This is a genomic window from Kitasatospora sp. NPDC059646, from assembly GCF_042734615.1.
GTDB lineage: Bacteria > Actinomycetota > Actinomycetes > Streptomycetales > Streptomycetaceae > Kitasatospora.
In genome coordinates, this window is the sequence record NZ_JBHWDS010000070.1 from 16,773 (window position 1) to 37,944 (window position 21,172).

The 21,172-nt window shown below is 72.4% G+C and carries 19 protein-coding genes and 1 pseudogene; 8 read left to right on the forward strand and 12 right to left on the reverse strand.

Going from position 1 to position 21,172, the window contains the following annotated elements; all coding sequences use genetic code 11:
- The first annotated feature begins 17 nt into the window (after positions 1–17).
- Positions 18–1,007, forward strand: coding sequence for a 2,3,4,5-tetrahydropyridine-2,6-dicarboxylate N-succinyltransferase (gene dapD, locus ACFV1L_RS33015; protein WP_380373122.1), 990 nt, complete (start codon positions 18–20; stop codon positions 1,005–1,007).
- 221 nt (positions 1,008–1,228) lie between these two features.
- Here dapD and ACFV1L_RS33020 read toward each other — a convergent pair whose 3' ends face one another.
- From ACFV1L_RS33020 to ACFV1L_RS33050, 7 genes are all read right to left on the reverse strand, one after another.
- Positions 1,229–2,188: a DUF6099 family protein gene (locus tag ACFV1L_RS33020; protein WP_380373125.1), complete on the reverse strand. Its 960-nt coding sequence runs from the start codon at positions 2,186–2,188 to the stop codon at positions 1,229–1,231.
- Between the two features lie 216 nt (positions 2,189–2,404).
- On the reverse strand, positions 2,405–2,731 hold the full coding sequence (locus tag ACFV1L_RS33025) for a nucleotide pyrophosphohydrolase (RefSeq protein WP_380373127.1): 327 nt from the start codon (positions 2,729–2,731) through the stop codon (positions 2,405–2,407).
- The gene (locus tag ACFV1L_RS33030; protein WP_380373129.1) at positions 2,728–4,080 is read right to left on the reverse strand and encodes an AAA family ATPase; all 1,353 of its coding nucleotides are present in this window, start codon (positions 4,078–4,080) and stop codon (positions 2,728–2,730) included. The genes ACFV1L_RS33025 and ACFV1L_RS33030 overlap by 4 nt, the downstream gene beginning before the upstream one ends.
- A 98-nt stretch (positions 4,081–4,178) precedes the next feature.
- A complete protein-coding gene (locus tag ACFV1L_RS33035; protein WP_380373131.1) occupies positions 4,179–5,009 on the reverse strand; it encodes a putative RNA methyltransferase in 831 nt (276 codons plus the stop codon).
- 115 nt (positions 5,010–5,124) lie between these two features.
- Complete coding sequence (locus tag ACFV1L_RS33040; RefSeq protein ID WP_380373133.1) at positions 5,125–5,538, reverse strand: fic family toxin-antitoxin system, toxin component; 414 nt, start codon at positions 5,536–5,538, stop codon at positions 5,125–5,127.
- Complete coding sequence (locus ACFV1L_RS33045) at positions 5,535–5,771, reverse strand: toxin-antitoxin system HicB family antitoxin (protein WP_035862820.1); 237 nt, start codon at positions 5,769–5,771, stop codon at positions 5,535–5,537. Before ACFV1L_RS33045 ends, ACFV1L_RS33040 begins: the two co-directional genes overlap by 4 nt.
- A gap of 164 nt (positions 5,772–5,935) precedes the next feature.
- Positions 5,936–7,066 (reverse strand): hypothetical protein, encoded by a 1,131-nt coding sequence (locus ACFV1L_RS33050; RefSeq protein WP_380373137.1) that lies wholly within the window; start codon positions 7,064–7,066, stop codon positions 5,936–5,938.
- A gap of 130 nt (positions 7,067–7,196) precedes the next feature.
- On the opposite strand from ACFV1L_RS33050, the gene ACFV1L_RS33055 reads away from it, so the two are divergent.
- From ACFV1L_RS33055 to ACFV1L_RS33080, 6 genes are all read left to right on the forward strand, one after another.
- Positions 7,197–8,666, forward strand: a complete 1,470-nt coding sequence (locus ACFV1L_RS33055; RefSeq protein ID WP_380373139.1) for a site-specific integrase — start codon at positions 7,197–7,199, stop codon at positions 8,664–8,666.
- Positions 8,663–9,928: a hypothetical protein gene (locus ACFV1L_RS33060; RefSeq protein ID WP_380373142.1), complete on the forward strand. Its 1,266-nt coding sequence runs from the start codon at positions 8,663–8,665 to the stop codon at positions 9,926–9,928. The genes ACFV1L_RS33055 and ACFV1L_RS33060 overlap by 4 nt, the downstream gene beginning before the upstream one ends.
- Positions 9,925–10,560, forward strand: coding sequence for a hypothetical protein (locus ACFV1L_RS33065; protein ID WP_380373144.1), 636 nt, complete (start codon positions 9,925–9,927; stop codon positions 10,558–10,560). The genes ACFV1L_RS33060 and ACFV1L_RS33065 overlap by 4 nt, the downstream gene beginning before the upstream one ends.
- The gene (locus ACFV1L_RS33070) at positions 10,557–12,167 is read left to right on the forward strand and encodes a hypothetical protein (protein WP_380373145.1); all 1,611 of its coding nucleotides are present in this window, start codon (positions 10,557–10,559) and stop codon (positions 12,165–12,167) included. The genes ACFV1L_RS33065 and ACFV1L_RS33070 overlap by 4 nt, the downstream gene beginning before the upstream one ends.
- A 282-nt stretch (positions 12,168–12,449) precedes the next feature.
- On the forward strand, positions 12,450–12,728 hold the full coding sequence (locus ACFV1L_RS33075; protein WP_380373147.1) for a hypothetical protein: 279 nt from the start codon (positions 12,450–12,452) through the stop codon (positions 12,726–12,728).
- Positions 12,725–13,174 (forward strand): hypothetical protein, encoded by a 450-nt coding sequence (locus ACFV1L_RS33080; RefSeq protein WP_380373149.1) that lies wholly within the window; start codon positions 12,725–12,727, stop codon positions 13,172–13,174. Before ACFV1L_RS33075 ends, ACFV1L_RS33080 begins: the two co-directional genes overlap by 4 nt.
- A gap of 596 nt (positions 13,175–13,770) precedes the next feature.
- On the opposite strand, the gene ACFV1L_RS33085 is transcribed toward ACFV1L_RS33080, so the two are convergent.
- Complete coding sequence (locus ACFV1L_RS33085; protein WP_380373152.1) at positions 13,771–14,280, reverse strand: hypothetical protein; 510 nt, start codon at positions 14,278–14,280, stop codon at positions 13,771–13,773.
- Between the two features lie 343 nt (positions 14,281–14,623).
- Positions 14,624–14,848 (reverse strand): annotated as a pseudogene (locus ACFV1L_RS33090) (hypothetical protein); the annotation flags it as partial.
- Positions 14,849–15,350: 502 nt separating this feature from the next.
- Here ACFV1L_RS33090 and ACFV1L_RS33095 point away from each other — a divergent pair.
- Positions 15,351–17,315, forward strand: coding sequence for a hypothetical protein (locus ACFV1L_RS33095; RefSeq protein ID WP_380373155.1), 1,965 nt, complete (start codon positions 15,351–15,353; stop codon positions 17,313–17,315).
- A gap of 428 nt (positions 17,316–17,743) precedes the next feature.
- Here the strand turns inward: ACFV1L_RS33095 and ACFV1L_RS33100 are convergent, their stop codons facing one another.
- The 3 genes from ACFV1L_RS33100 to ACFV1L_RS33110 all read right to left on the reverse strand — a co-directional run bounded on the left by ACFV1L_RS33100 (position 17,744) and on the right by ACFV1L_RS33110 (position 20,623).
- Positions 17,744–17,926, reverse strand: coding sequence for a hypothetical protein (locus ACFV1L_RS33100; RefSeq protein WP_380373157.1), 183 nt, complete (start codon positions 17,924–17,926; stop codon positions 17,744–17,746).
- A 446-nt stretch (positions 17,927–18,372) separates the two neighbouring features.
- The gene (locus tag ACFV1L_RS33105; protein ID WP_380373160.1) at positions 18,373–19,122 is read right to left on the reverse strand and encodes a TerD family protein; all 750 of its coding nucleotides are present in this window, start codon (positions 19,120–19,122) and stop codon (positions 18,373–18,375) included.
- Positions 19,123–19,303: 181 nt separating this feature from the next.
- Positions 19,304–20,623, reverse strand: coding sequence for a class I SAM-dependent RNA methyltransferase (locus ACFV1L_RS33110; RefSeq protein ID WP_380373164.1), 1,320 nt, complete (start codon positions 20,621–20,623; stop codon positions 19,304–19,306).
- Positions 20,624–21,172 lie beyond the last annotated feature (549 nt).

The window sequence follows — 21,172 nt, forward strand, 5'->3', positions numbered from 1 at the left end:
TGGTTAACGTGCGGGATGTGACTGCTGAGACCTCCACTTCCGCAAGCGGTGCGGTGGCCGCCGGCCTGGCGACCGTCGCCGCCGACGGCACCGTCCTCGACACCTGGTTCCCTGCTCCCGAACTGGCCGCCGCCCCCGGCCCGTCCGGCACTGTCCGGCTGAGCGCCGAGGAGGCCGAGCGGGCGCTCGGCCCCGGCGCCGCCGAGGCGCTGCGCACCGACGCGCGGCGCGGCGTCGAGGTGGTGGCGGTGCGCACCGTGATCTCCTCGCTGGACGAGAAGCCGCTGGACGCGCACGACGTCTACCTGCGGCTGCACCTGCTCTCCTCCCGTCTGGTGAAGCCGCACGGCCAGAACCTGGACGGCATCTTCGGCCTGCTGGCGAACGTCGCCTGGACGTCGATCGGCCCGGTGCCGGTGGCGAACGTGGAGCAGGCGCGGCTGGCGGTGCGCGCGCAGGGCGGGCAGCTCGCCGTGTACGGGATCGACAAGTTCCCGCGGATGACCGACTACGTGACGCCGGGCGGGGTGCGCATCGCGCACGCCGACCGGGTCCGCCTGGGCGCGCACCTGGCCGAGGGCACCACCGTGATGCACGAGGGCTTCGTCAACTTCAACGCCGGCACCCTGGGCACCTCGATGGTCGAGGGCCGGATCAGCGCGGGTGTCGTGGTCGGCGACCACAGCGACATCGGTGGCGGCGCCTCGATCATGGGCACCCTCTCCGGCGGCGGCAAGCAGGTCGTCTCGGTGGGCGAGCGCTGCCTGCTGGGCGCCAACGCGGGCATCGGCATCTCGCTGGGCAACGACTGCGTGGTGGAGGCGGGCCTGTACGTCACCGCCGGCACCCGCGTGACCGCCCCGGACGGCACCGTGGCGAAGGCGGTGGAGCTGTCCGGTCAGGACAACCTGCTGTTCCGCCGCAACTCGCAGTCCGGCGCGGTCGAGGTGATCGCCCGGTCCGGCTCGTGGGGCGGTCTGAATGCGGACCTGCACGCGCACAACTGACCTCCTGTCAGATCCGGTGCGCTCGGCGGCCGCGCTGCGGCCGCCGCGGTGGTCCGTGTGCGCCATCCCCCGTTCGGCGCCGTAGCCGAGCGGGGGCCGGGCTCGCAAACTCGGCTCACCCCTGGGGCTTACCGCGCGCGGGGGTTGGCCCGCTACGGGTGGTCCGGGGTGACCGTGCGCGGCGGGGACTCGTTGGACGGGCGGCGTCGACACCCGGCGCTTCACACCGCACCACCGAGCTGAAGGGGCCCCCTCATGTCCGAGCCCTGGACCGAGCCGCCCACTCCGGGCACGCCCACGGGCGGCGCGCCCGTCACCACCAAGTCGCTGCTGGAGCAGATGCAGGAACTGCTCGCCTCGATCAACACCGACCTGGCCGGACTCGACTCCGACCTGCGGGAGTCCGGGCCGCGCAGTGAGCCGGACGGCTCCGCCCTCGGCTGAGCGCAGGACGCCGGAATCGGCGGGCCCAGCGGGACCACGAGCCTCGGTTCGTCCCGCCGGGCCCCGCCCGGTGGCGCTCCGCCCTCCGACACGGGCCCGCCCTCCGGCACGACTCCCCCCTTCGGCACCGGCCCGCGCTGCTCCGCAACCGGGGCCCCGGTGCCGTCCGGTGATGCTCCGTCGGCCGTCGCCCGCCGCTGCTCGCGCAGCAACTCGGCCACCAGGTCGCGGCATTCGGAGTTCGCGTCGAGCCCGTCGATGCAGCTCCAGTACAGGCTCTCGGTGTCGGCGCCGCAGGCCAGCACCACCAGGTTCTCGCCGGCCTCCGCCAGCAGCCCGGCGAGCTCCACCAGCACCGGCTCCAGCTCGCCGAGTTCGGTGAGCCGCTCGACCAGTGCGGGGCCGGACCGGACGCCCGGCGGGCACCCCGTACCGCCGCCCGTGCCGTCCGGACCGCCCGTGCCGTCCGTACCGCCCGTACTGTCCGGGTCGCCGGGCCGGTCCGGGGCGTCGGGGGCGGCCCTGCCCGGTTGCCGCAGGCAGCTCGCGGTGTGCGCGCCGGCCTCGGACAGCAACTGCCCGAGCGTGGCGAACTCCTCGCCCTCGTGGTCGGCGATCCGGGCCCCGACGGCCTCCGTGAGCAGTCCGGACTGCCAGGCCCCGTGCAGGATGTCCGGGGTGGCCCCGGCCTCGGCCAGGGCCTGCCGGACGGTCCTGATCAGTCGCAGTGCCTCCACGGTGCGCTCCCCTCGTTCCCCGCCGCCGTCCGTCGGCGGTCGGTCAGGGGCTCAGCGTGCCGCCGTCGGCCGGGCGTTCCCAACGGATTCGCCGCGCCTGTGGACAACCCCGCCCTGTGGAAAACCCGGGTCGCCCGCAGGAGGGAAAACCGGATGATTTCTCCGCCCGCCGGGAACACGGCGCCGGGAACACGGCCGGCCGCGCCGCGGGCGGCCTCAGGGCGCCGGGAACCGGCTCTCGTTGCGGTCGATCTTCTCCGCCAGCGCCCGCAGCGGGTCCACCTCCAGCACGGTGCACAGCTGCAGCAGGTAGGCCAGCACGTCGGCGACCTCGTCGCGGACGCGGTGCGCCGTGTTGGGGTCGGCCATCACCGCGCCGGCCTGTTCGGGCGTCAGCCACTGGAAGATCTCCAGCAGCTCGCCGGCCTCGACGGTCAGTGCCGAGGCCAGGTTCTTCGGGGTGTGGAACGGCTGCCAGTTCCGGGCGGCCGCGAACTCGGCCAGTCTCCGCTGGAGTTCGGGCACCGTCAGATCGTCGCTCATTCCCCCAGGTCTACCATCGGGGCCTCGCCCCGTGCGGTGCCCTGGACGGGCACCCGGGCGGCGGGTTCGGTGCGGCGCAGCAGGCTGTGGCCGGTGGCCGGATCGCGGCGGCACTCGACCAGGTCGACGCCGTCCTGGCCGAGCGCCGGGCCGGGGTCCTGGAGGGTGGCGAGCAGCCGGATGTCACCCTTGCCGGTGACTTCGCGGGCCAGTCGCAGCAGCGCGGCGATCTGGTCGGCCGCCAGGCCGGCTCCGAGGTCTTCGGCGAGCAGCACCAACTGGCGGTGCGCGTCGGGCACTTCGGCGGCCGGGTCGACGTCGATGACGTCGGCGCCGGTGAGCAGGACGGCGGCGAAGGCGAGCAGTCGCAGCATGCCGTCGGAGGCCTGGTCGGCACCGGTGCGGCCGAGCACGCCCTCGTCGAAGACGGCGATCAGCCGCTGCTGCGCACCCTCGCCGCGGCGGGCGACGTCCAGGCCGAGCAGCGGGTGCGGGGCGGCGGCCTGGACGGTGCGCAGCAGTCGGGCCCAGCGGCGCTGGCACTCCTGCTTGAGGCGGCCGAGGACGGCGGAGATGTTGGCGGCGGTGCCGAGCAGCCGGGCGTGCGGTTCGGGCCGCGCCCAGCCGCGCATCGCGGCGGGCACCGGGTGCAGGGCGAACACTTCGCGCAGCGAGGTGAGCAGTTGTTCGGAGGCGGCCAGCACCTTGCGTTCGCCGTTGGAGGAGCCCGCGACGCGGAGGGGAAGTTGAGCGGTGATCAGGGTGCCGCTGGACAGGGGTGCGCGGATGTCGCCCTGCCGGGAGTCGTTGTGCCAGGTGACGTTGACGCGGCCGCGGGCGAGGTCCTGTTCGCCGGTCTCCATCAGGGTCCGGCCGTCCAGGGTGAGCCATTCGCGGGCGATCCGGACCCGTTCGTCGGTGCGCACCACCACTTCGAGCCGGATCGATCCGACGGCGGAGCGGACGGTGCAGCCCAGGATGATCGCGTTGCGCCCGTGCGGCACGCAGCCGGCGAGTCCGCCGCGCACGGGGACGGCGAGCGGGCCGCCGGCGCTGCCGGTGCCGTCCAGCGAGGGCCTGATCTCCTCACCGAGGGCGAGCCGGGAGAGCACGCCGAGGGCGTCCAGCGCGTTGGACTTGCCGGCTCCTGACGGTCCGTGGATCACGGTCAGCGGCGACAGCGGCAGGGTGGCGCGGCGGTAGGACTTGAAGGACGTCAGCCGCAGTTCCTCGACGGTCGGGCGCTTCACCTGGGTGGCGGGCTCCGCGGGCGGGCGCCGGCCCGGGAGGGCGGAGGAGCGGTCGGACGGCCCGACCGGGGGCGGGGCCAAGGGGGCTTCGCTGGTCACCCGGTGCACTCTAGGCCCGCACTGAGCTGGAGAAACGTCTCTCCTGACGCCCTTTCACCCCTTCGAGTCCCAACCGTCGGGGTCGCTCCGGCGGCGCGTCACTCGTACGCGGTGATCCGTACCGAGCCGGTGACCTCGACCGGTTCGGGCAGCGCGTCCAGTGCGGCGGCCAGCGCGGCCGGGTCGGTGTGCCAGGCGCTCGGGCCCATCCCGACCACCGCGGCGGCGTCCGCCCGGGACAGCCGCAGCGCGAACTCCACGTCCGTGCGCCCCACCGGCGCGAACCACGGGCCGAGCTTCTCCTCGATCCGCCGGTCCTTGTCCTCGTCCACCGACAGCAGGCCCAGGGCGCCGACCAGTTCGCGCAGGTGGCGGGAGGTCGGGGCGGCCACCAGGAGCCGGCCGCCGGGGCGCAGCACCCGGCGCATCTCCGGGCCGTTGCGCGGCGCGAACACGTTCAGCAGCACGTCCGCCGCGGCGTCCCGGAGCGGGAGCGGGCGCCAGGCGTCGCACACCACCGCGCCGATCCTCGGGTGCGCCTTCGCGGCGCGCCGCAGCGCGTACTTCGACAGGTCCAGGGCGGCGCCCGCCGCGCCCGGCCGCGCCTCCAGCACCCGCGCCAGGTAGTGGCCGGTGCCCGCGCCCAGGTCGGCCACCAGGCCGGTGTCCTCGGCGACCCCGGCCGCGGCCCCGGCGAGCGCCCGCTCCAGCGGGCGGTAGTGGCCCGCCGCCAGGAACTCGCTGCGGGCGGCGACCATCTCCGCGGTGTCCGCGGTGCCCGCCTTCGCGTCGCCGGCCAGCAGGCTGACGTAGCCCTGCCGGGCCTGGTCGAAGCTGTGGCCCTGCGGACAGCGCAGCGTGCGCCCGTCCAGCGTCAGTGGGCGGGCGCAGTGCGGGCAGACCAGGTAGGGCTCGATGTCCTGCAGCAACTCGGTCGCATCCTCGCGGGATCGTCAGGGGCCGGGGGAACGTCGAGGGTATCCCGGCTGCGGACGCCTCGTCGCTCTCCCTGCCCCTGACCTGCGGTCCGACCGCGCCGGCGGCTCACTCGTCGCCGTCGTCGCCGACCTCTTCCTCCTCCGCCTCGTCCACCACCCACATGGCCAGCCGCTCCGAAACCCCGGTGATGCCGATCTTGCCCTCCCGGATCGCCCGGGCCAGGCTGCGCACCTCGCGCGCGGTGGTCGCCACCCGGCAGCCGCTCGCCACCAGGTACGCGTACGCCACGGCGGTGGCGAACAGCTCGTTGTTGCGCTCCAGCGCGGGGACCCGGATCAGCTGGTGCATCAGCGCGGCCGCACGGTCCTGCGGCTCCGGGTAGACGGCGATGTCGAAGATCTCGGCCTGGTGCCTGGTGATCGCCGCGAGCAGCGATCCGTAGTCGGTGACCTGCGGGTCACCGGGCGTGTACTGCTCGGCGGTCATGAGCAGCCACGAGAGGTCGACCTCAAGTTTCAACGGCGCACGTCCTGGAGTTCGCTCGGCGACCCGAACTCGGCGAGGAACGCCGCCTCGTGCTCCTTCATGAACTGCGCCGCGGCATCCACGAAGTTGCGCCCCGCCTCGCCCATGTCCTGTTGCACCAGGCGCTCGATGTACTGGTTCATGCTGATCCCCTGCTGTTCGGCCCGTTCCCGGGCCATCTCGGCGGTGGTCGCATCCACCCTGACGTTCAGCTGCTTCTTGGCCATACTTCAAGCTAGCGCCGAGGTGCTAGCACAACAAGGGCGCAAACCGGCCGCTCCCCCACTCCCCCTTCTCCCCCCGCGCCCCCACGAAAACCGCCGACCTCATGACGATCCGTCAACTCTCCCGCCCGGCCGGCCGACCGGATCGCCGGGACGCTCGCGACCGCCTACTCGGCGGCCTTCAGCCCCCGCACGACCTCGCTCAGGAAGCGGTCGACGACGGTGTCCACGCTCCGGATGAACCCGGTCTCCTCCGCGCCCCGCCTGGTGCCCATGCCGGACGGCAGGGTCAGCCGGAACGTACGGATCTCCGCACCGTCGGCCGGCACCAGCAGGCCCGGCTCGACGCGCAGGGAGCGCAGCAGTTCGCACGGCCCGGGTCCGCTGTCCGCGGTGAGCGCCTCGATACGCAGTTCGGCCGGGGCGTCGACGAGCTGCCGCAGCAGCCACTGGACCCGGGTCAGTGCCCGCGACCGCTCGGCGGCGGTCACTTCGACGGCCGTCTCGATCCGGCCGGTCCGCAGGTCCGCCTCCAGCGCGATCGGGCCGGGCAGCCCGGGAATCGCCAGCTCGGAACGCATCCGCCCGGTCGTCGCCAGCTCGTCGACCGCCTGGGCCCGGCGCACCGACGGCTCGGTGCGGCGCTTGCCGCGCAGCACCGGGGAGACCGGGACGCCGAGTTCGCCGCCCAGGCGGAGGCACAGCTGACGGGTGAGCCGCTCCCAGTTCTCCACCACCCGCAGGGCATTGCGGTCGCCGGACCGCAGGGTGCCCTCGGAGATCGCGTTGCGAACCGTCACCCAGGCCGGCCCCATGTTCTGGAAACCGTGGCAACCGGAGTTCTCGTGCCGCAGGTAGTGCAGGAACTCGCTCAGCAGCCAGGCGTGCGCCGGGTTGACCACTCCGTCGTGGTGGCACAGCAGCTGCGCCTCGTGCGCCACCTCCGCCCAGGACAGGTGGCGCAGCGCGACCTTGCGGGCCCGCCGCCGGTCCACCGTCACGGGCGGTTCGCCGTCCAGGGCCAGGTCGTTCGACAGCGTGATGACGGTCTCGTACCCGTGCCGCTGCGCCACGTCCAGGTACGCCTGGACCTGCTCGGACTTCAGCGGGCTTCCGCCGGTCTTGGTCTCCACCAGGGCGGTCCAGATCTTTCCCGCCCGGCTGACCCGGATCGTGCCGTCGGGGCGGACGGTGCCGTCGCCGTGCTTGAAGCCGGTCTCGGTGAAGGTCTGGACGACACCGGCGGGGGCGTTGAACATCGCGGTGATCCGGCGGCCGAACTCGGGCACCTCGGCCATCACCGACAGCAGGGTGGCGGTGGCCCGGCTCTCCCGGTCCAGCTCGTTCTTCAGGCCGGCGACGGAGAACAGCTACGGTCTCTAGCTAAACAACTGTTGTTGGTGTTGCTCGGGGCCTAGCGTCACGGATGTGAGAGCCACCTACATGCCTGGTCAGTGGATTGTCTTCCGGTACGACCTGGCGTCCGTCGCGGTCAGACCATCGGTGACCCTCGCGGACCGTCATCGCGAGCTGTTGAACGCGGTGGGGGTGCGCGGCCCGAAGGATCGGCAGCCATTCCTGCTGTCGCCGACGGGGTTGCCGGACCGGCGGATCAACGCCTTCTTCGAGTCGCGCCGGGTCCGCAGGCGGTCGCCCCTGACCTGGGACAAGTACGCGCAGTCGTTGCGGCTGTGGCTGAACTTCCTCAACGCGACCGGTGGCCGGTGGGACGACGCGACGGACGAGGACGCGGAGTTCTTCAAGGAGTGGCGGCTGACGGAGGAGCTGAACCCCCGGCGCGTCAAGCCGCCGACCTTCCGCGCCAACGTAACCTCGCTGCGGGTCTTCTACCGCTGGGCGGCGGCCGAGTTCGGCGTTCCGGACCCCGTGGCCAGCTTCGACGACTTCGACCTCCAGCCCAGGGGTGCCCGCGATCGGGACATCAAGTGGCTCGACCCGGCGGGCTACGCACGCTGGCGCGACGTGGGCCTGCGCGGCAAGGACCTGGACGGCCGGACGAGTCGGGGATGGAGGGGGCGGAACGAGCAGCGCGACGCGGCCTTCGCCGACGGCCTCTACTCGACAGGGCTGCGGCTGACCGAGTGGGGCAGCGTCCTGCTGCCCGAACTCCCGACCGACGAGGGGGTCCGCGGCTTCTCCACCTGTCGGCTTGCTTCGGCGAGCGCGAAGGGTCGGTGGGGCCATAAGTACTGGATCGCCCGGCTACCGCTGCTCAGGGTCCTGGACTACGTGGAGGGCGCTCGCGCCCGGGCCGTGCGCAACGCCCAGGCCGCAGGCCGTTACGAGCGCCAGCTGAACATCCGCAGGGCCGTCCGGGTCGAGAGCGGGCGGCTGAGGCTGACGGGCGCCGACGGGCGCGAGTCCGTCGTCGCGATGGACGATCTGAAGCCGCAGGAACGCCGCCGGCTGTTCCGATCGACGCCCCAGGGGCTGGAGCCGCTCGCGCTCTGGCTGAACGAGGACGGCCAGCCCCGGCACCCCCACGGCTGGCACCACACGTTCGCGCAGGCCAATGCCCGCATCAGCACAATGAACCTGCCGGGCCTGTCCTGCACGCCCCACATGCTCCGGCACAGCTGCGCGCTGAGGTGGTACGCGGTCGGGCGGCTGGTCTACTCGCAGCAGTTCGCGCACCTGGACCAGGAGGAGGCCAAGGACTTCCGTGAGCAGTTCGGGGGCACCTGGCAGCTGGTGGCGACGATCCTCGGCCATGCCAGTCCGGAAACGACCAAAAAGTTCTATCTTGAGCCGTTCGTCTCGCTGGACGTCGAGTTCCTGCTGCAGCAGATCCACGGGCTCGCCCTGGACGGCTTCCTGGCCACGTTCCTGGCCGGCCATCCGCTGGTCATCAACGACCCGCTGGCAGGTCGGCGATGAGCGCGGCGGGCGGCGGGCGCCCCGGAGCGCTGCCGCCGGCGGGATACCGGCCGCGGCGACGGGCCGAGGAGGAGACGCCGCTACAGGTCCTGTTCATCCCGGAGGACGCCGAGGAGCCAGCCCAGGTCTTCGACTTCGCGCGGCTGACGGTCTCGCCGGAGCTCCAGCAGGCGTTCGCGAAGGGCTTCGTCCAACGCACCAAGGCGGGCGGGCGGTTGCGCAGGCTCGGCTCGGCCGAGAAGTCCTACCGGTTCTTCCGGGGCTTCGCCACCTACCTGGGCACGCTGAACACGCCGCCGACGAGGCCGCGGGACCTGCTGCCGGTGCACCTGGACGGCTGGCGTCTGGAACGGCAGAACTACGCCTCCCTGTGGCACCAGGTGGGCGAGATGATCAAGAACCTCCGGGCCGTTCCCGGGCTGGGGCCGGAGTTGCGCACCGCCCTGAACCAGCGCCAGCCCGAGCACGCGAACCGCCGCCGGGAGCGGGCGAACCCCTCCTACAGCCGGGCCGAGATGCAGCGGATCCTGAACGCGGCCCGCCACGACGTACGGCAGGCCGCCGCCCGCATCCGCGCCGGCCAGGTGCTGGCGGACCGGTGGCGGGCGGGTGACCTGGACGGCGAACCTCCCCAGCAGCAGCGGCGGGGCCGACTCGCCGCCTTCGTGGAGGAGCACGCCGACGTCCCCCGCACACCGCGCGGCGCCCCCCAGTGGTGGGTGAGGGAGCTGGGGACGGTCGCCGAGCACATGGAGGCAGTGCACCTGTCCGCGCTGGAGATCGCCGCGTTCGTGATCCTGCTGGTCGCGATGACCGGGGAGAACGGGAGCGCGATCACCAAAGCCCCGGCGGGACACCACCGCCCGGACGGGCACGCCGGCGGCATCGCCTCGGCCATCGTCGAGCTGGACAAGCCCCGGCGGGGCAGCCGGCGCCACATGGACCGGCCGCTTGTCGACCTACCGAAGTGGGCCGGGGCGAGACAAAAGCCGCCGGGCCGGGGCCGGACCCACGTGAGAGGCTCCGGACCCCGTTCGGGGTGTTCATGCTCCTGCACGAACTCGCCGAAGGTCCCCGCCGCCTGCTGGGAAGCGACCGGCTGCTGGTCTGGTGGGCCCGCAGCGGCGGCGGAGGCATGGGCGCGGGCCTGCGCACCGGAGCGGACGGCAACCTCATCCGGTCCTGGTCCCAGGCCAGGCGGATCCCCGCGGACCCCGCAACAGGCACCGGGCCGGACGCCCAACCTGCCCACCTTGACGTGACGTTGGGCCGGCTGCGGCTGACCTACAACGAGTTGAACCAGGAGCCCGTCGCCCACACCGAGACGACCCTCGTCAACGACTACCTCCTGCGCAACCGCGGGAACCTGGCCGAGTACCAGCGCGTCGTCGCCTCCGCCCTGGCCCGAGAGGTCGCCAAGGCCAGGAGCCACGCCGCCCTGCAGGTCCTCACCGCCGAGGAGGTCGCCGAGGCGGCCGAGCACCCGGCCCGGGTCGCCGCCCGCCACGGCATGGACGCGGCCACGCTCCGGCGCCTGCTCGCCGCGGAACTCGACACCGTGATGACCGGGTGCGTCGACCACGACAACAGCCCGCACGCGCCGGCCGGACAGCCCTGCCGCGCCTCGTTCATGCTCTGCCTGTCGTGTCCGTGCGCCCGGGCCGCGCCGCACCACCTACCCCTGCAAATCCTGGTCCGGGACGAACTGGCAATGCGCCGGATCAGTACGACACCGCTGCGCTGGGCCGAGCGGTTCGCCCTGCCCCACACCCAGCTGGACGACCTTCTGGACCGCGCCGACCCGCACGCCGTCGCCCAGGCCCGCGACTCCATCACCCCCGAACACCGCCGGCTCGCCGAACGCTTCCTCGCCCGAGAACTGGACCTGCCGTGACCCTGCCGATCGCCCCTGAGGAGTTCCCCGACACCGCCCTGCCCGGCCCCGACACCCCGGTCCTCCTGCGCCGCCGGCTCAACCCCAAGGCCGGCCGCGCCACCCTGTCCGTGTTCCGCGACGAGCGCTGGGACCTGACCCCCGGACTGTTCGAGGGCCACATCCCGACCACCACGCTCAACTTCGCAGCCGTCCCCGCGCCGTTCCGCGCCCAGGTCAAGCACTACGTCTGGCAGATGATCAACCACGACATGCCCAAGCCGATGCGGCACACCTCCGCCGACCGGCCGGCCCTGCGGACCATCTCCGTGGGGTTCAGCAAGCTCAACGCGTTCATCCTCTGGCTGGACAGCCGCGGCCTGACCTCGCTCGGCCAGGTGACCCACGACGACCTTGAGGCGTATCTCGACGCCGTGGACGCCATGGAGAAGCCGGTCGGCGCCAAGGGCGACCTGCTGCTGGAGGTCCGCCGCCTGTGGACCTACCAGGAGCGCGTCCCCGCAGAAGCCTGCCTGCCCGAAGAAGCGCCCTGGAACGGCGACTACCCCTTCGACCTGCTCGGCGCCTCCCGCCAGAGTGGCGAGAACAGGACCCCGCGGATCCATCCCGACACCATGGAGCCGCTGCTGCTCTGGGCCCTGCGCTTCGTCGGCGACTTCGCCGACGACATCATCGCCGCCCACCGCGCCTACCTGGCGCTCTCCCACCAGGGCAGCACCGACCGGGCACGACGCGCCCGCCACGGCAGCACCGCGCCCACGGCGCCCAACCAGCCGCACCAGCTGGCGCCGCCCCTTGGCGCCTACCTCGACAGCCTGCGCCGCACCGGCAAGGCACTGCCGGGCCGGATCGGCGCGGACGGGAAGCCGGAGCCGTGCTGGCCCCACCTGGTGCGGATCCTCGACACCTCGGAGTCCGCGTTCCGCGAGCACAGCCGGCGCGGCGCGCTCCTGCGCGCGATGGTGACAGGCTCCGGCATCGCCGTCGACGACGCCGCCTACCTCGATGTCCCGGTCACCGGCCAGGTCCACGGCAAGCCCTGGCACGGCCGCATCACCTACGAACAGGCCCCGAAGCTGGCCCGCCTCCTGAGGACGGCCGCGACGATCACGGTCGCCTACCTCTCCGGGATGAGACCGGGGGAAGTCCTCAACCTGGAGCGCGGCTGCAGCGCCTACGACGAGGCCACCGGCGTCTGGACCCTGACCGGGCGCCACTTCAAGGGGGTGAAGGACGCACACGGCAACAAGATTCCCGAGGGCGAGGAGCGCAAGGACCCCTGGACGGTCATCGACGTCGTCGCCCGCGCCGTCGACACTGTCGAGCGCCTCCACGACCACCGGCTGCTCTTCCCCGTCCACCTCGACCCGGCTAACCCCATCGGCGCCCTCAGCAGCCGGCCCGGCGAAGCCCGCACCAGCCGCGACACGCCCCGCGACATCGCCGCCTTCATCACCTGGGTCAACGACTTCTGCCAGGCCACCGGCCTGAGCGAGGCGATCCCGCCCGACCCGCACGGCACCATCACCCCCGCCAGGTTCCGCAGGACCCTCGCCTGGCACATCGTCCGCCGGCCCCGCGGCCTGGTCGCCGCCGCAATCCAGTAGGCGCACGTCTACACCCAGGTCACCCTCGGCTACTCGGGCACCTACGAGTCCGGCTTCCCCGACGAGCACGCATTCGAGGAATGGCTCGCCCGCCTCGACCAGCTCGCCGAGGACGAACGCCTGCTGGACGCGGGCGAACACGTCAGCGGCCCCGCGGCCCACCGCTACCGCCATCGGGTCCGCGAGGGCAACGCGAAGTTCGCCGGCCGCGTCCTGACCAACCCCAAGCAGGCGCGCGACCTGGTCGCCAACCCGCTGCTGCAGATCTACCCCGGCCGGGCCATGACCTGCGTCCACGACGCGGCCAAGGCCCTGTGCCGGGTCTTCACCACCCAGGGAAGCACCCGCCAGACGCCCGACCAGGACGACTGCCGACCCGCCTGCCAGAACATCGCCTACACCGACCGCGACATCGCCGAACGCGAGGCCCGGGCTGAAGAGCTGCGGCGCCTGGTCGCCGACGTCCTCGCCCCTTCCCCCCGCCACCAGCGCGAACGCGCCGAACTCCAAGCCCTCCAGAGCATCATCGACACCCACCATCGCGGACGAGGAGCACGATGAACACCGCCACCGCTGCATGGCCCAGGCCTGAGACCGCTCCCGACCGGATCGCCATTCTCTCCGCGGCTGACCGCCTCCTCGCCGGCACACCCGAGCACTCCACAGGCCGACTCTCCGTCGTCCAACTCGCCGTCGAAGCCCAGGTCAAGTACTGGATCGTCGCCCAAAAGCACACCGACCTGCGCGACCACTTCCAGACCCTGGCCGCCGAAGCGAAGCGGCAGCTCAAGGGCCCCGGCAAGGCTGGCGAACCGGACCCCCTGGGCCCTGACGAGCTCGACCGACTCCGGAGCCACTGCGCGGGCCTCGAAGAGCTCGTCACGACCTACGGCTTGCTCATCAACGAGCTCAGCATCGAGAACGAGACCCTCCGCGCGCAGCTCGCCGCCCCGGCGGACCCGGCGGTGACCTCCATCAACCGGCGTCGTACCCCCAGGGGCTCGTGAGCAGTAGGCCCATCGGCCCCGGGGATCAATGGAACCATGGGTTATCGGCGGGAACGATCAAGGTGTGGTCGGTACGAGCGCGGCTGACCCCGGTTCTCGTACTCGCGGCCGGCCTTGCGCTGGATCGGGATCGCCAAGGGAACGTGGTGCACTGTCGCGCAGGTGGAACGGCTCGCATCGCGGAGTTGGTTGTCTTGGTGCTGCTTGCGGTCAGCGCCCGGCGGCCTGCCCGCGTGTGCGTGCCTGCGCACGACCCGTCGACCCGAGCAGGCGAACCGCCGTCGCCGTCGACCGGCGGGCGGAATGTGGAGGGCAAGGCCCGTGTGCCGCTGCCTGGCCTCGCGGACATGGTCAGGTTGACCAACGCGCTCAGCACCGCGCTGGTGCGGCGGGACTTCCATCCGACCCACGACCGGGGCGGGGTGTGAACAAGGGCCGCGCCGGCAATGCTGCTGGGCGTGCGCTCGGCCGCGGGGAACACGGTGATGCGCCACTGCGCTGGTGCCCGGGCCGTCTACCGATGCCGTGCAACTCCCAGGCACAGTGCAGGGCCCGAGCCCTCGGCCGGCCCCTGCACTGTGTGTCGGCGTCCCGAGTTACAGGCCGCCGACCTTCGCGGGGAACTTCTCCAGCACCGCGGCGATGCTGTCGGGCATGGCCGGGTCGACGAACTCGACCGGGGCCGCGAGCTCGTACAGGTCGCCGCGAGGGGGGAACTGGCTGAGCCGGGCGACCAGCACGGCATCGCCCTTCGGGGTGAGCACGAGCGTGCTGCCGGGCCGTGCGAACGTCAGGGTGCAGGTGCTCAAGTCCACGCGGTGTTCGAACTTGGGCGGGAACTTCTGCGTCTGCGTCAGCAGGCCCTTCGGATCGGCGTCGGAGCCGTCCAGTTCGAGCGTGACGGTGTCACCGGGGATCTCCCCGCTGTACTTGAGGCCGGTCAGGCGCATGCGGACGCTCCTGGCCGGGTCGTCGGGATTGGCCTCGGCGCGGTGCTTGAAGCCGCCGCGCAGTGTCACCTGAACCGTGTCGGACCCCATCTGCAGGGAGGCGTCGGCGATCGAGCTGCAGGGGATCTCGGCGCCGATCGGCGGGAGTTCAGCCATGGGAAGCCTCTTCGGGAGGAGGAAGGCGGGACGGGGACTCGTCCCGCACCCCACCCTCGCGGCCGCCCCCGCGCGTACCCGGGACCGCCACCCGCACAGCGGACAGGTTCACCCCATGGCGTGACCCAATCAACGACGGTGGACAAGGTGACGGGAGACGTGGGCAGGCCGCATGTCGCTGTCGCATAAGGGCTCCCATGTGGCGACCTTCTCCACGCTCCTCGCCAGGGTCCCTACTGCAGTCGCATCGGCGTTGCCGAGACGGTGATCGCGTCCGCCTCCCCATGCCGGGGGGAGAACTGGGTCAGCGTCAGGGCGCCGGTGGAGTTGTCGTCTTCACCGTTCAGCTCGATGACCGGCGGTGCCCGCGCAGGGAAGTGCCGCGGAGATCCTGAAGCCGAGTGTCCGCAGCCGGACCCGATCCCGCGGAGGTGTCAGCCGTCCTCGCCGGCACCGGTGTCGAATCTCGCCGCTTGTCTCGCGCGGCCCGATCGATGTACACCCTCTTCTCCTCATCATCCAGGGCATGCCACTCCTCCGTCAGCAGCTTGTTTACCTCTGCGAACGAGGCGCCTGGCCTTTTTTACGACACCCGCTCCCGGTGCTCCTTGGCGCAGAACATGTAGGCAGACTGGGCGCGCGTTGGGTCGGCCATTGAGCCTCCGATGCTGAACCACGTCGGACGCTGAGGGGCCGGACTGCCCAGCCCTCTCGACGAGGACTTTCAAGACGGTGGAATTCCGCCCGGCGGGACGGCGCCGGACTGCCGCCCCGCCCGAGATCACTCATACGGGCGGACGTCCGATCGCGTTGGACCGTACCCCCGGCCCCCAGGGAGCGCGCCGTGCTCAACACCGATCCCTGTCGATCACTTTCTGTCATATGGGTGCGACCAAGCGTAGAAGGGGCTTGCTCGGCACATGATGTCCATGGGCGAGATCGTCAGCTCGCGAACGGTCTCAGTCGACGTGGCCATGCGGGCGTGGCGCCGGGTAGCGGCGTGACCGGAGCGGGAGAGATCGGTGGTTCCAGTGGTTGAGGGCGCGGGGTTCACCAGTGCGAAGGAGCGGATGGAGCGGCTCCAGGAGCTGATGTCGGGGACTGGCGCGTCGCGGGCCGCCCGGAACCTGGCACGCGGTGACACGGCGAATGCGCTGTGGGGGGCGCTGCTGCACGGTGCGGACCGGCTGCGTCAGGGGCAGGAGCTGACCGATCTGGAAGAGAAGCTCGTCGCCGGGCTGCGGGGCCTGGTGGGGGAGGCGGAGCTGAAGGAGTGGGGGCGGCTCTACCGCGAGGCGGCGGACGTGCGGGGGGCGTGCGCCGGGGTGCCGCGGGCCATCTCCGCCCTACCGGTTTTGCAGGGCTACAGCCTGGCCGATTACCTCGGTGGCCTGCCGGAGATCGGCGAGGAGCGGGCGAGGCAGTCGAACACGGCCCTGGTGGACCGGCAGGCGTGGGCGGCGGGCGGTGATTTCGACAGCCCGGAGTTCATCGAGGGGATGCGCGAGTGGGGCTTCGGTGTCAGCGTCGCCTGCCCGCCGGAGGGCCCGGCCGGCGGTTCGCAGGCGGCGCTCGAGAACCGGGGTTGGGAGAAGGTCCCGGTCGCGATGGACTTCGAGAGCTTCTACGTCCACCGGGAGGCGGGGGACGGGTGGCCCGGCGGGCGGGACGAGATCCGCTGGACCTCCTGCGGCAGCTCTGACATTGACAAGGCCCGCCCCCTGCTCACCCTCGAAGTCGGAGGTGAGGACACGCGGCCGGGCGCGACCGTTCCCATCCGTCCCAGGGAGGTGTTCCTCGGTATGAGCCGTCTGGGCCTGACGCTCGATGTGACCTGCTGGGAATGGGACACCGGTGACGGCAACGACGACAGCATCGCGGAGGCCCTGCACAAGCTGAACGACGACTTCCTCGCCAGCCTTGTGTGGGAACTGATCATCCAACTCAGCCGCAGCGAACTGCTGGGCTTTTTGTGGGACCTCACGCAACTGGTCCTCAACGTGCTCTCGGTGGTCGTCAAGGACGACGTCTCCTGCACCCGTACCTTCTACCTCAGCCCCTGGGACCTGGCTCAGATGTCCCGCCAGGGCAGCGTGCAGTGGCACTTCAACGGCGACGGCTACCACGAGCTGAAGGTCAACGTTCCCAGTCCGATTCCCTTCCCGAAGGGCACGCTGGAGTATGTCGTCCACGACGGCCAGAGCTGGGGCGCGCCCGTCACGCTGCCCTGGCAGTCCATCTCAGCCCCTGCCCTGGTCGCGTACAAGCAGGTGCTGCACGCGCTGTTCGTGCGGCCTGACGACCGTGCCGTGATGCAGACCCGGTTGCAGGACGGGCGGTGGAGCGAGCCCCAGCGCGTCAACTCCTGGACGAGCCTGCTGCCGCCGTCCGTGACCACGTTCCAGGGCCTGCTGTACTGCGTCTTCCCGCACCCGGACAGCGGCCGGCCGCAGTGGGCCACCTTCGACGGCACGACGTGGTCGCCCACGACGGAGATCTCCAACTGCCCCGTCACCCTGCGGGCCCCGGCGCTCGCCGCGACCGGCGACCGGCTGTACCTGGTGGTCCTGGATGCCGATGGTGTCGACCACACCTACACCAGCACCGGCTCGGGGTGGACGCTGCGTGCCGACGGAAGCCCCTACGGCACGTACGGGCCCGTCAGCGTGGCCTGGGACGCCGGCGGGTTGGCAGCGACCGAGGTCTACATGGCCAAGCGCAGTGACGACAACCGGGTGGAGGTGTTCCGGACGGAGACCGCGGACAGCTCCGTCACCTGGCGGCATGAAGAAACGCCCCAGGACTGGCCGCCCATCAGCTGCGGTCCCGCCCTCACCGCCCACCAGCTGTTCAAGGTATGGATCTTGATGCGGGCGGAGGACGGCACCCTGCGCGCGGCCACCCACACCCGCAGCTCCCACTGGGGCGAGAGCCACTACGTCGGCGCCGGCGGCGCCGCCGACCCGATCCGTCCGATGGACGAGGTCGACGCCTTCAGCCACGGCGGGAACCTCTACGTGATGTACCGCCGCTGACTGCTCGCGGCAGCCGTACGAGAAGGCCTCGTTCTCGTACGACTGCGGCGCACGCCCAGGAAGCGCGGTGACACCGGCCGGTGCCGCGGCGGGTGACGTGCCACATCGTCAGTCCGGACTGCTTGTGCGGGGCGAAGCCGAGAACTCCGGCGCGGGTGGTGAGCTGGGTGTGCGCGCCGGCTTCGCCGCCGTACTCGAGCACGTACACCAGGCAGCCCCGGCAGTAGCGGCCTCGCAGCCACGCACCGGCCACACGGTCGGTCGGAGCCTTGCGCGGGCCGCAACAGGCCGGCGCGGGCGAGGACGTCGGCGGTCGCGTCCTTCATGGAGAGGTTGACCTGGTCGAGCACCCCTTCGTCCACCAGCGCTTCACGGTTGGCGTCCCGCACCGCCAGTGCGACCCGGATCAGGTTCATCACCATCCTGGGTCAGGGACGGCTCAGACTCCGCGCCGCCGCGATCTTCCGCGCCAGCTGCTCCAGTTCCGTTTCCTCCGGCCAGAACCTGGCCTTCGGGCAGCGAATCTCGGTCAGCTCCACGCGCCGGCGCCGGGTCTCGAACAGCGCGAGCTGCCTGCGGACTGCGGCGGGAAGGAGGCGCGGGTCGGCCACCGGTGCGGGATCGGAGATCGGCTCCAGCCGCGGAGCCGGGTTGCGGCGCGAGCGCCTGGGCAACGGGAACGCCCCGTGGTGGCCAACACCCGAGCGGCACGTGGAAGCTCAACTGCCCTGCCAGGGGCAGCGTTACCGCGTGGCTGGCCCGGGTGGCGATCACGCACCCCGGCACAGCACGTCGACGCAGACTGGCAGCCGCGGCACCGCCGCGCGCGAACTGCTGGAACCAGGTACGGCCACCGACGCGCAGGCCGTCGCTGCCGATTCTCACCGGCCCCCACGTAAGGCAGGCAGCGCACTGCGTCAACGGTTCTTCCCGCACTGTCAGTTCGGCTGCCGACGACGCCGAACACCGTACCTGCGGACCGTGAGCCGCACCGGTGCCGGCCGCTCGTCGCCGACGGCCGCGTGCCCTGGAAGCCGGCGTATCGATCTCAACAGTTTCAGACCAGAGACAGTTGCCTGGCCTGGTGCCACGAGGGGTGGTCGGCCAGGTCGACCTTGACCGCCTTCGGCACCGTCACCCGCTTCTTGGCGGTGCGCACCGCGCGCTTCGCAGGGGCGGCCGGCTCGGGCGCCCGGTCGGCCGTCGGCGCCCCCGCGACGGGTGCCGGCTCCGCGGCGGCCGGTGTCTCCTCGGTCTCCTCGCCCTGGTCGACGCTTATCCCGAAGTCGCCGGCGAGGCCACCCAGGCCGGACCGGTAGCCCTGGCCGACGGCCCGGAACTTCCACTCGCCTGCGCGCCGGTACAGCTCGCCGAAGACGAACGCGGTCTCCTCCCCGGCCTCGGGGATGTCGAAGCTCACCAGCGTCTCGCCGCCGCCGTCCTGCAGCGTGAGCCGGAGTTCGGCCAGATCTCCGAAGGTGGCTCCGGCGTAGCGGCTGGCGGCCAGCACGGCCCGGTGCACCTCGGCGGGCAGAGCGCCGAGGTCGAGCAGGATCCGGTCCTGGGACCCGCTGCCGGTGGGCGCCTTGCCCAGCAGCTGCACTGAACCGTCGGCGGTGGCGGGGCAGTTGTAGAACAGGAAGTCGGCGTCCTGGCGCACCTTGCCGTCCTCGCCGAGCAGCAGCACCGACACGTCGGCGTCTCCGGTGCCGGTGGGATCGGCCCAGCTCAGGGCCACCGTGACCGGCCCGGGCTCCTCCCCCTCGGCGAACAGTGCGACGTTGGCGCCCTTGGTCAGCTGGTGCACGGCCTCCCCTTCCGGAGCACGGCGATCGGCGTGTGCGCTGCGTCACACCGCCCACACGTTCCGAGGATGGTACTCCTGTCGGATCTTCACGCCATCCCCCCGAGCGGAACATCCGTGTCCGGGAACGCCGCACGGGCGCGGGAGTGGCTCCTGCGCCCGTGCGGGTGGGGGGTCGGTCGGGTTACTGCTGGCCGGTGGCGGGCTCCAGGATGGCCACGCATTCGAAGTGGTGGGTCATCGGGAAGAGGTCGAAGGCGCGCAGCGAGACGGGGCGGTAGCCGCCCTCACGGAAGAAGGCGAGGTCGCGGGCGAGGGCGGCCGGGTCGCAGGCGACGTAGGCGATGCGGCGGGCCTCCAGGGAGCAGAGGTGCGCGACGGTGTCGCGGCCGGCGCCGGCCCGCGGCGGGTCGAGGACGATCAGGTCGGTGGAGGTGATGCCGGTGCGGGGCAGCAGGGTCTCGACCTTGTCGCACTCGATCCGGACGTTCTCCAGCGCGGCGAGGTTGTGCCGGGCGTCCAGCACGGCCTGCTTGCCGGACTCGATGCCGAGCACCGCGCCCTCCTCGCCGACCCGGTCGGCGAGCGCGCCGGCGAACAGGCCGACGCCGCAGTACAGGTCGAGGGCGCTCTCGCCCCACTGCGGGTCGAGGCCGGTGAGGACGGCGTCGACCAGGGTGTCGGGGGCCTCCGGGTGGATCTGCCAGAAACCGCCGTTGGAGACCCGCCAGGTGCGGCCGGCGGCGCGCTCGCGGACGAAGGCGCGGCCGTGGACGCGGTGGAACAGGTCCTGCTCGTCGATCCGGGCGATCGAGGTCTCCCGGTCGAGTTCGACCAGCGGCAGCTGCTCGCCGGGCCGCGGCCGCAGGATCACCTGCCGGTCGGAGGAGCCGGACGCGGCGATCGCCTCGACCGAGGCGACGCCCGTCCAGTCGCGGGACTCGATGCCCAGCTCGGTGACGCCGGGCGCGGCGATCAGGCAGCGGTCGATCGGCTGGACGTCGTGCGAGCGGTGCTTGCGCAGCCCGATCGTGCCGTCCTCGGCGACGGCGTACTGCATGCGGGTGCGCCACGCCGGGACCTCGCCCGCCGGGAGCTTGCCGCCGACCGGCTCGACCGAGCCGTCCCAGTGCGCCTCCTCGGGGGTGAGGCCGGCCAGCTTGGCGAGCTGTTCGGTGAGCACCGCGCCCTTGAGCTTGCGCTGCCCGCCGGGGGTGACGTGCTGCCAGTCGCAGCCACCGCACTTGCCGGGGCCGGCGAACGGGCAGGGCGCCTCGATCCGCTCCTTGGCGGCCTCCAGCACCTCCACCGCGTCGGCCCGCAGGAACCGCGACGTGGTGGTGCCGTCGGTGACCTGCGCGATCACCCGCTCGCCGGGCAGCGCGTGCCGGACGAACAGCACCCGGCCCTCGTGCCGCGCCACGCAGTGCCCGCCGTGCGCGACCGGCCCGACCTCGACCTCGTAGCGCTCGCCGACCAGCGGGTCGCCGGACGGCTGGCGCAGCACCGGCTTGGCCGGCCGCAGCGCCTTCGGCGCCCGCACCGCACCGGGCTTGCGCCCCTGCCGCGCGGCCTTCTTCTCGCCCTGGCCGCCTCGCGAGCCCTGACCGTCCCGCGGGCCCTGGGAGCCCTTGCCGCCCTGCCCCGTCTGCGCGGCCCGGGAGCCCTGCGCTCCCGCGCGCCTGTCGCCCTTCGCGGCCGTCGGCCGCTCCGCGGCGGGCCGCTGCTCGCCGGGCACCGGCGGCAGGCTGCGGGCGGTGTTGCCCTCGCGGTCGGTGGCCTCGGGCCGGGCCGGCCGGCTGCTCCACCGCGGGTGCGCCACCTGCCCGGGCTTGGCGCCGGACGTGCGGCCGGGGCGGCCCTGGCGACCGGAGGAGCGGGGCGGGTTGTTGCGGGTCACGGGGTGCTTCCTTACGCGGTAACGGACGGCAGAAGACGGACGGTGGAGAACAGCGGCGGGGCGGGGGGGGGGGGGGGCGGGGGCCCCCCCGGCCCCGGTAGGGGCCCCGGGGGGCGGGGGGGGGGGTATAAAAAAAAAAAACGGCGCCCAAGA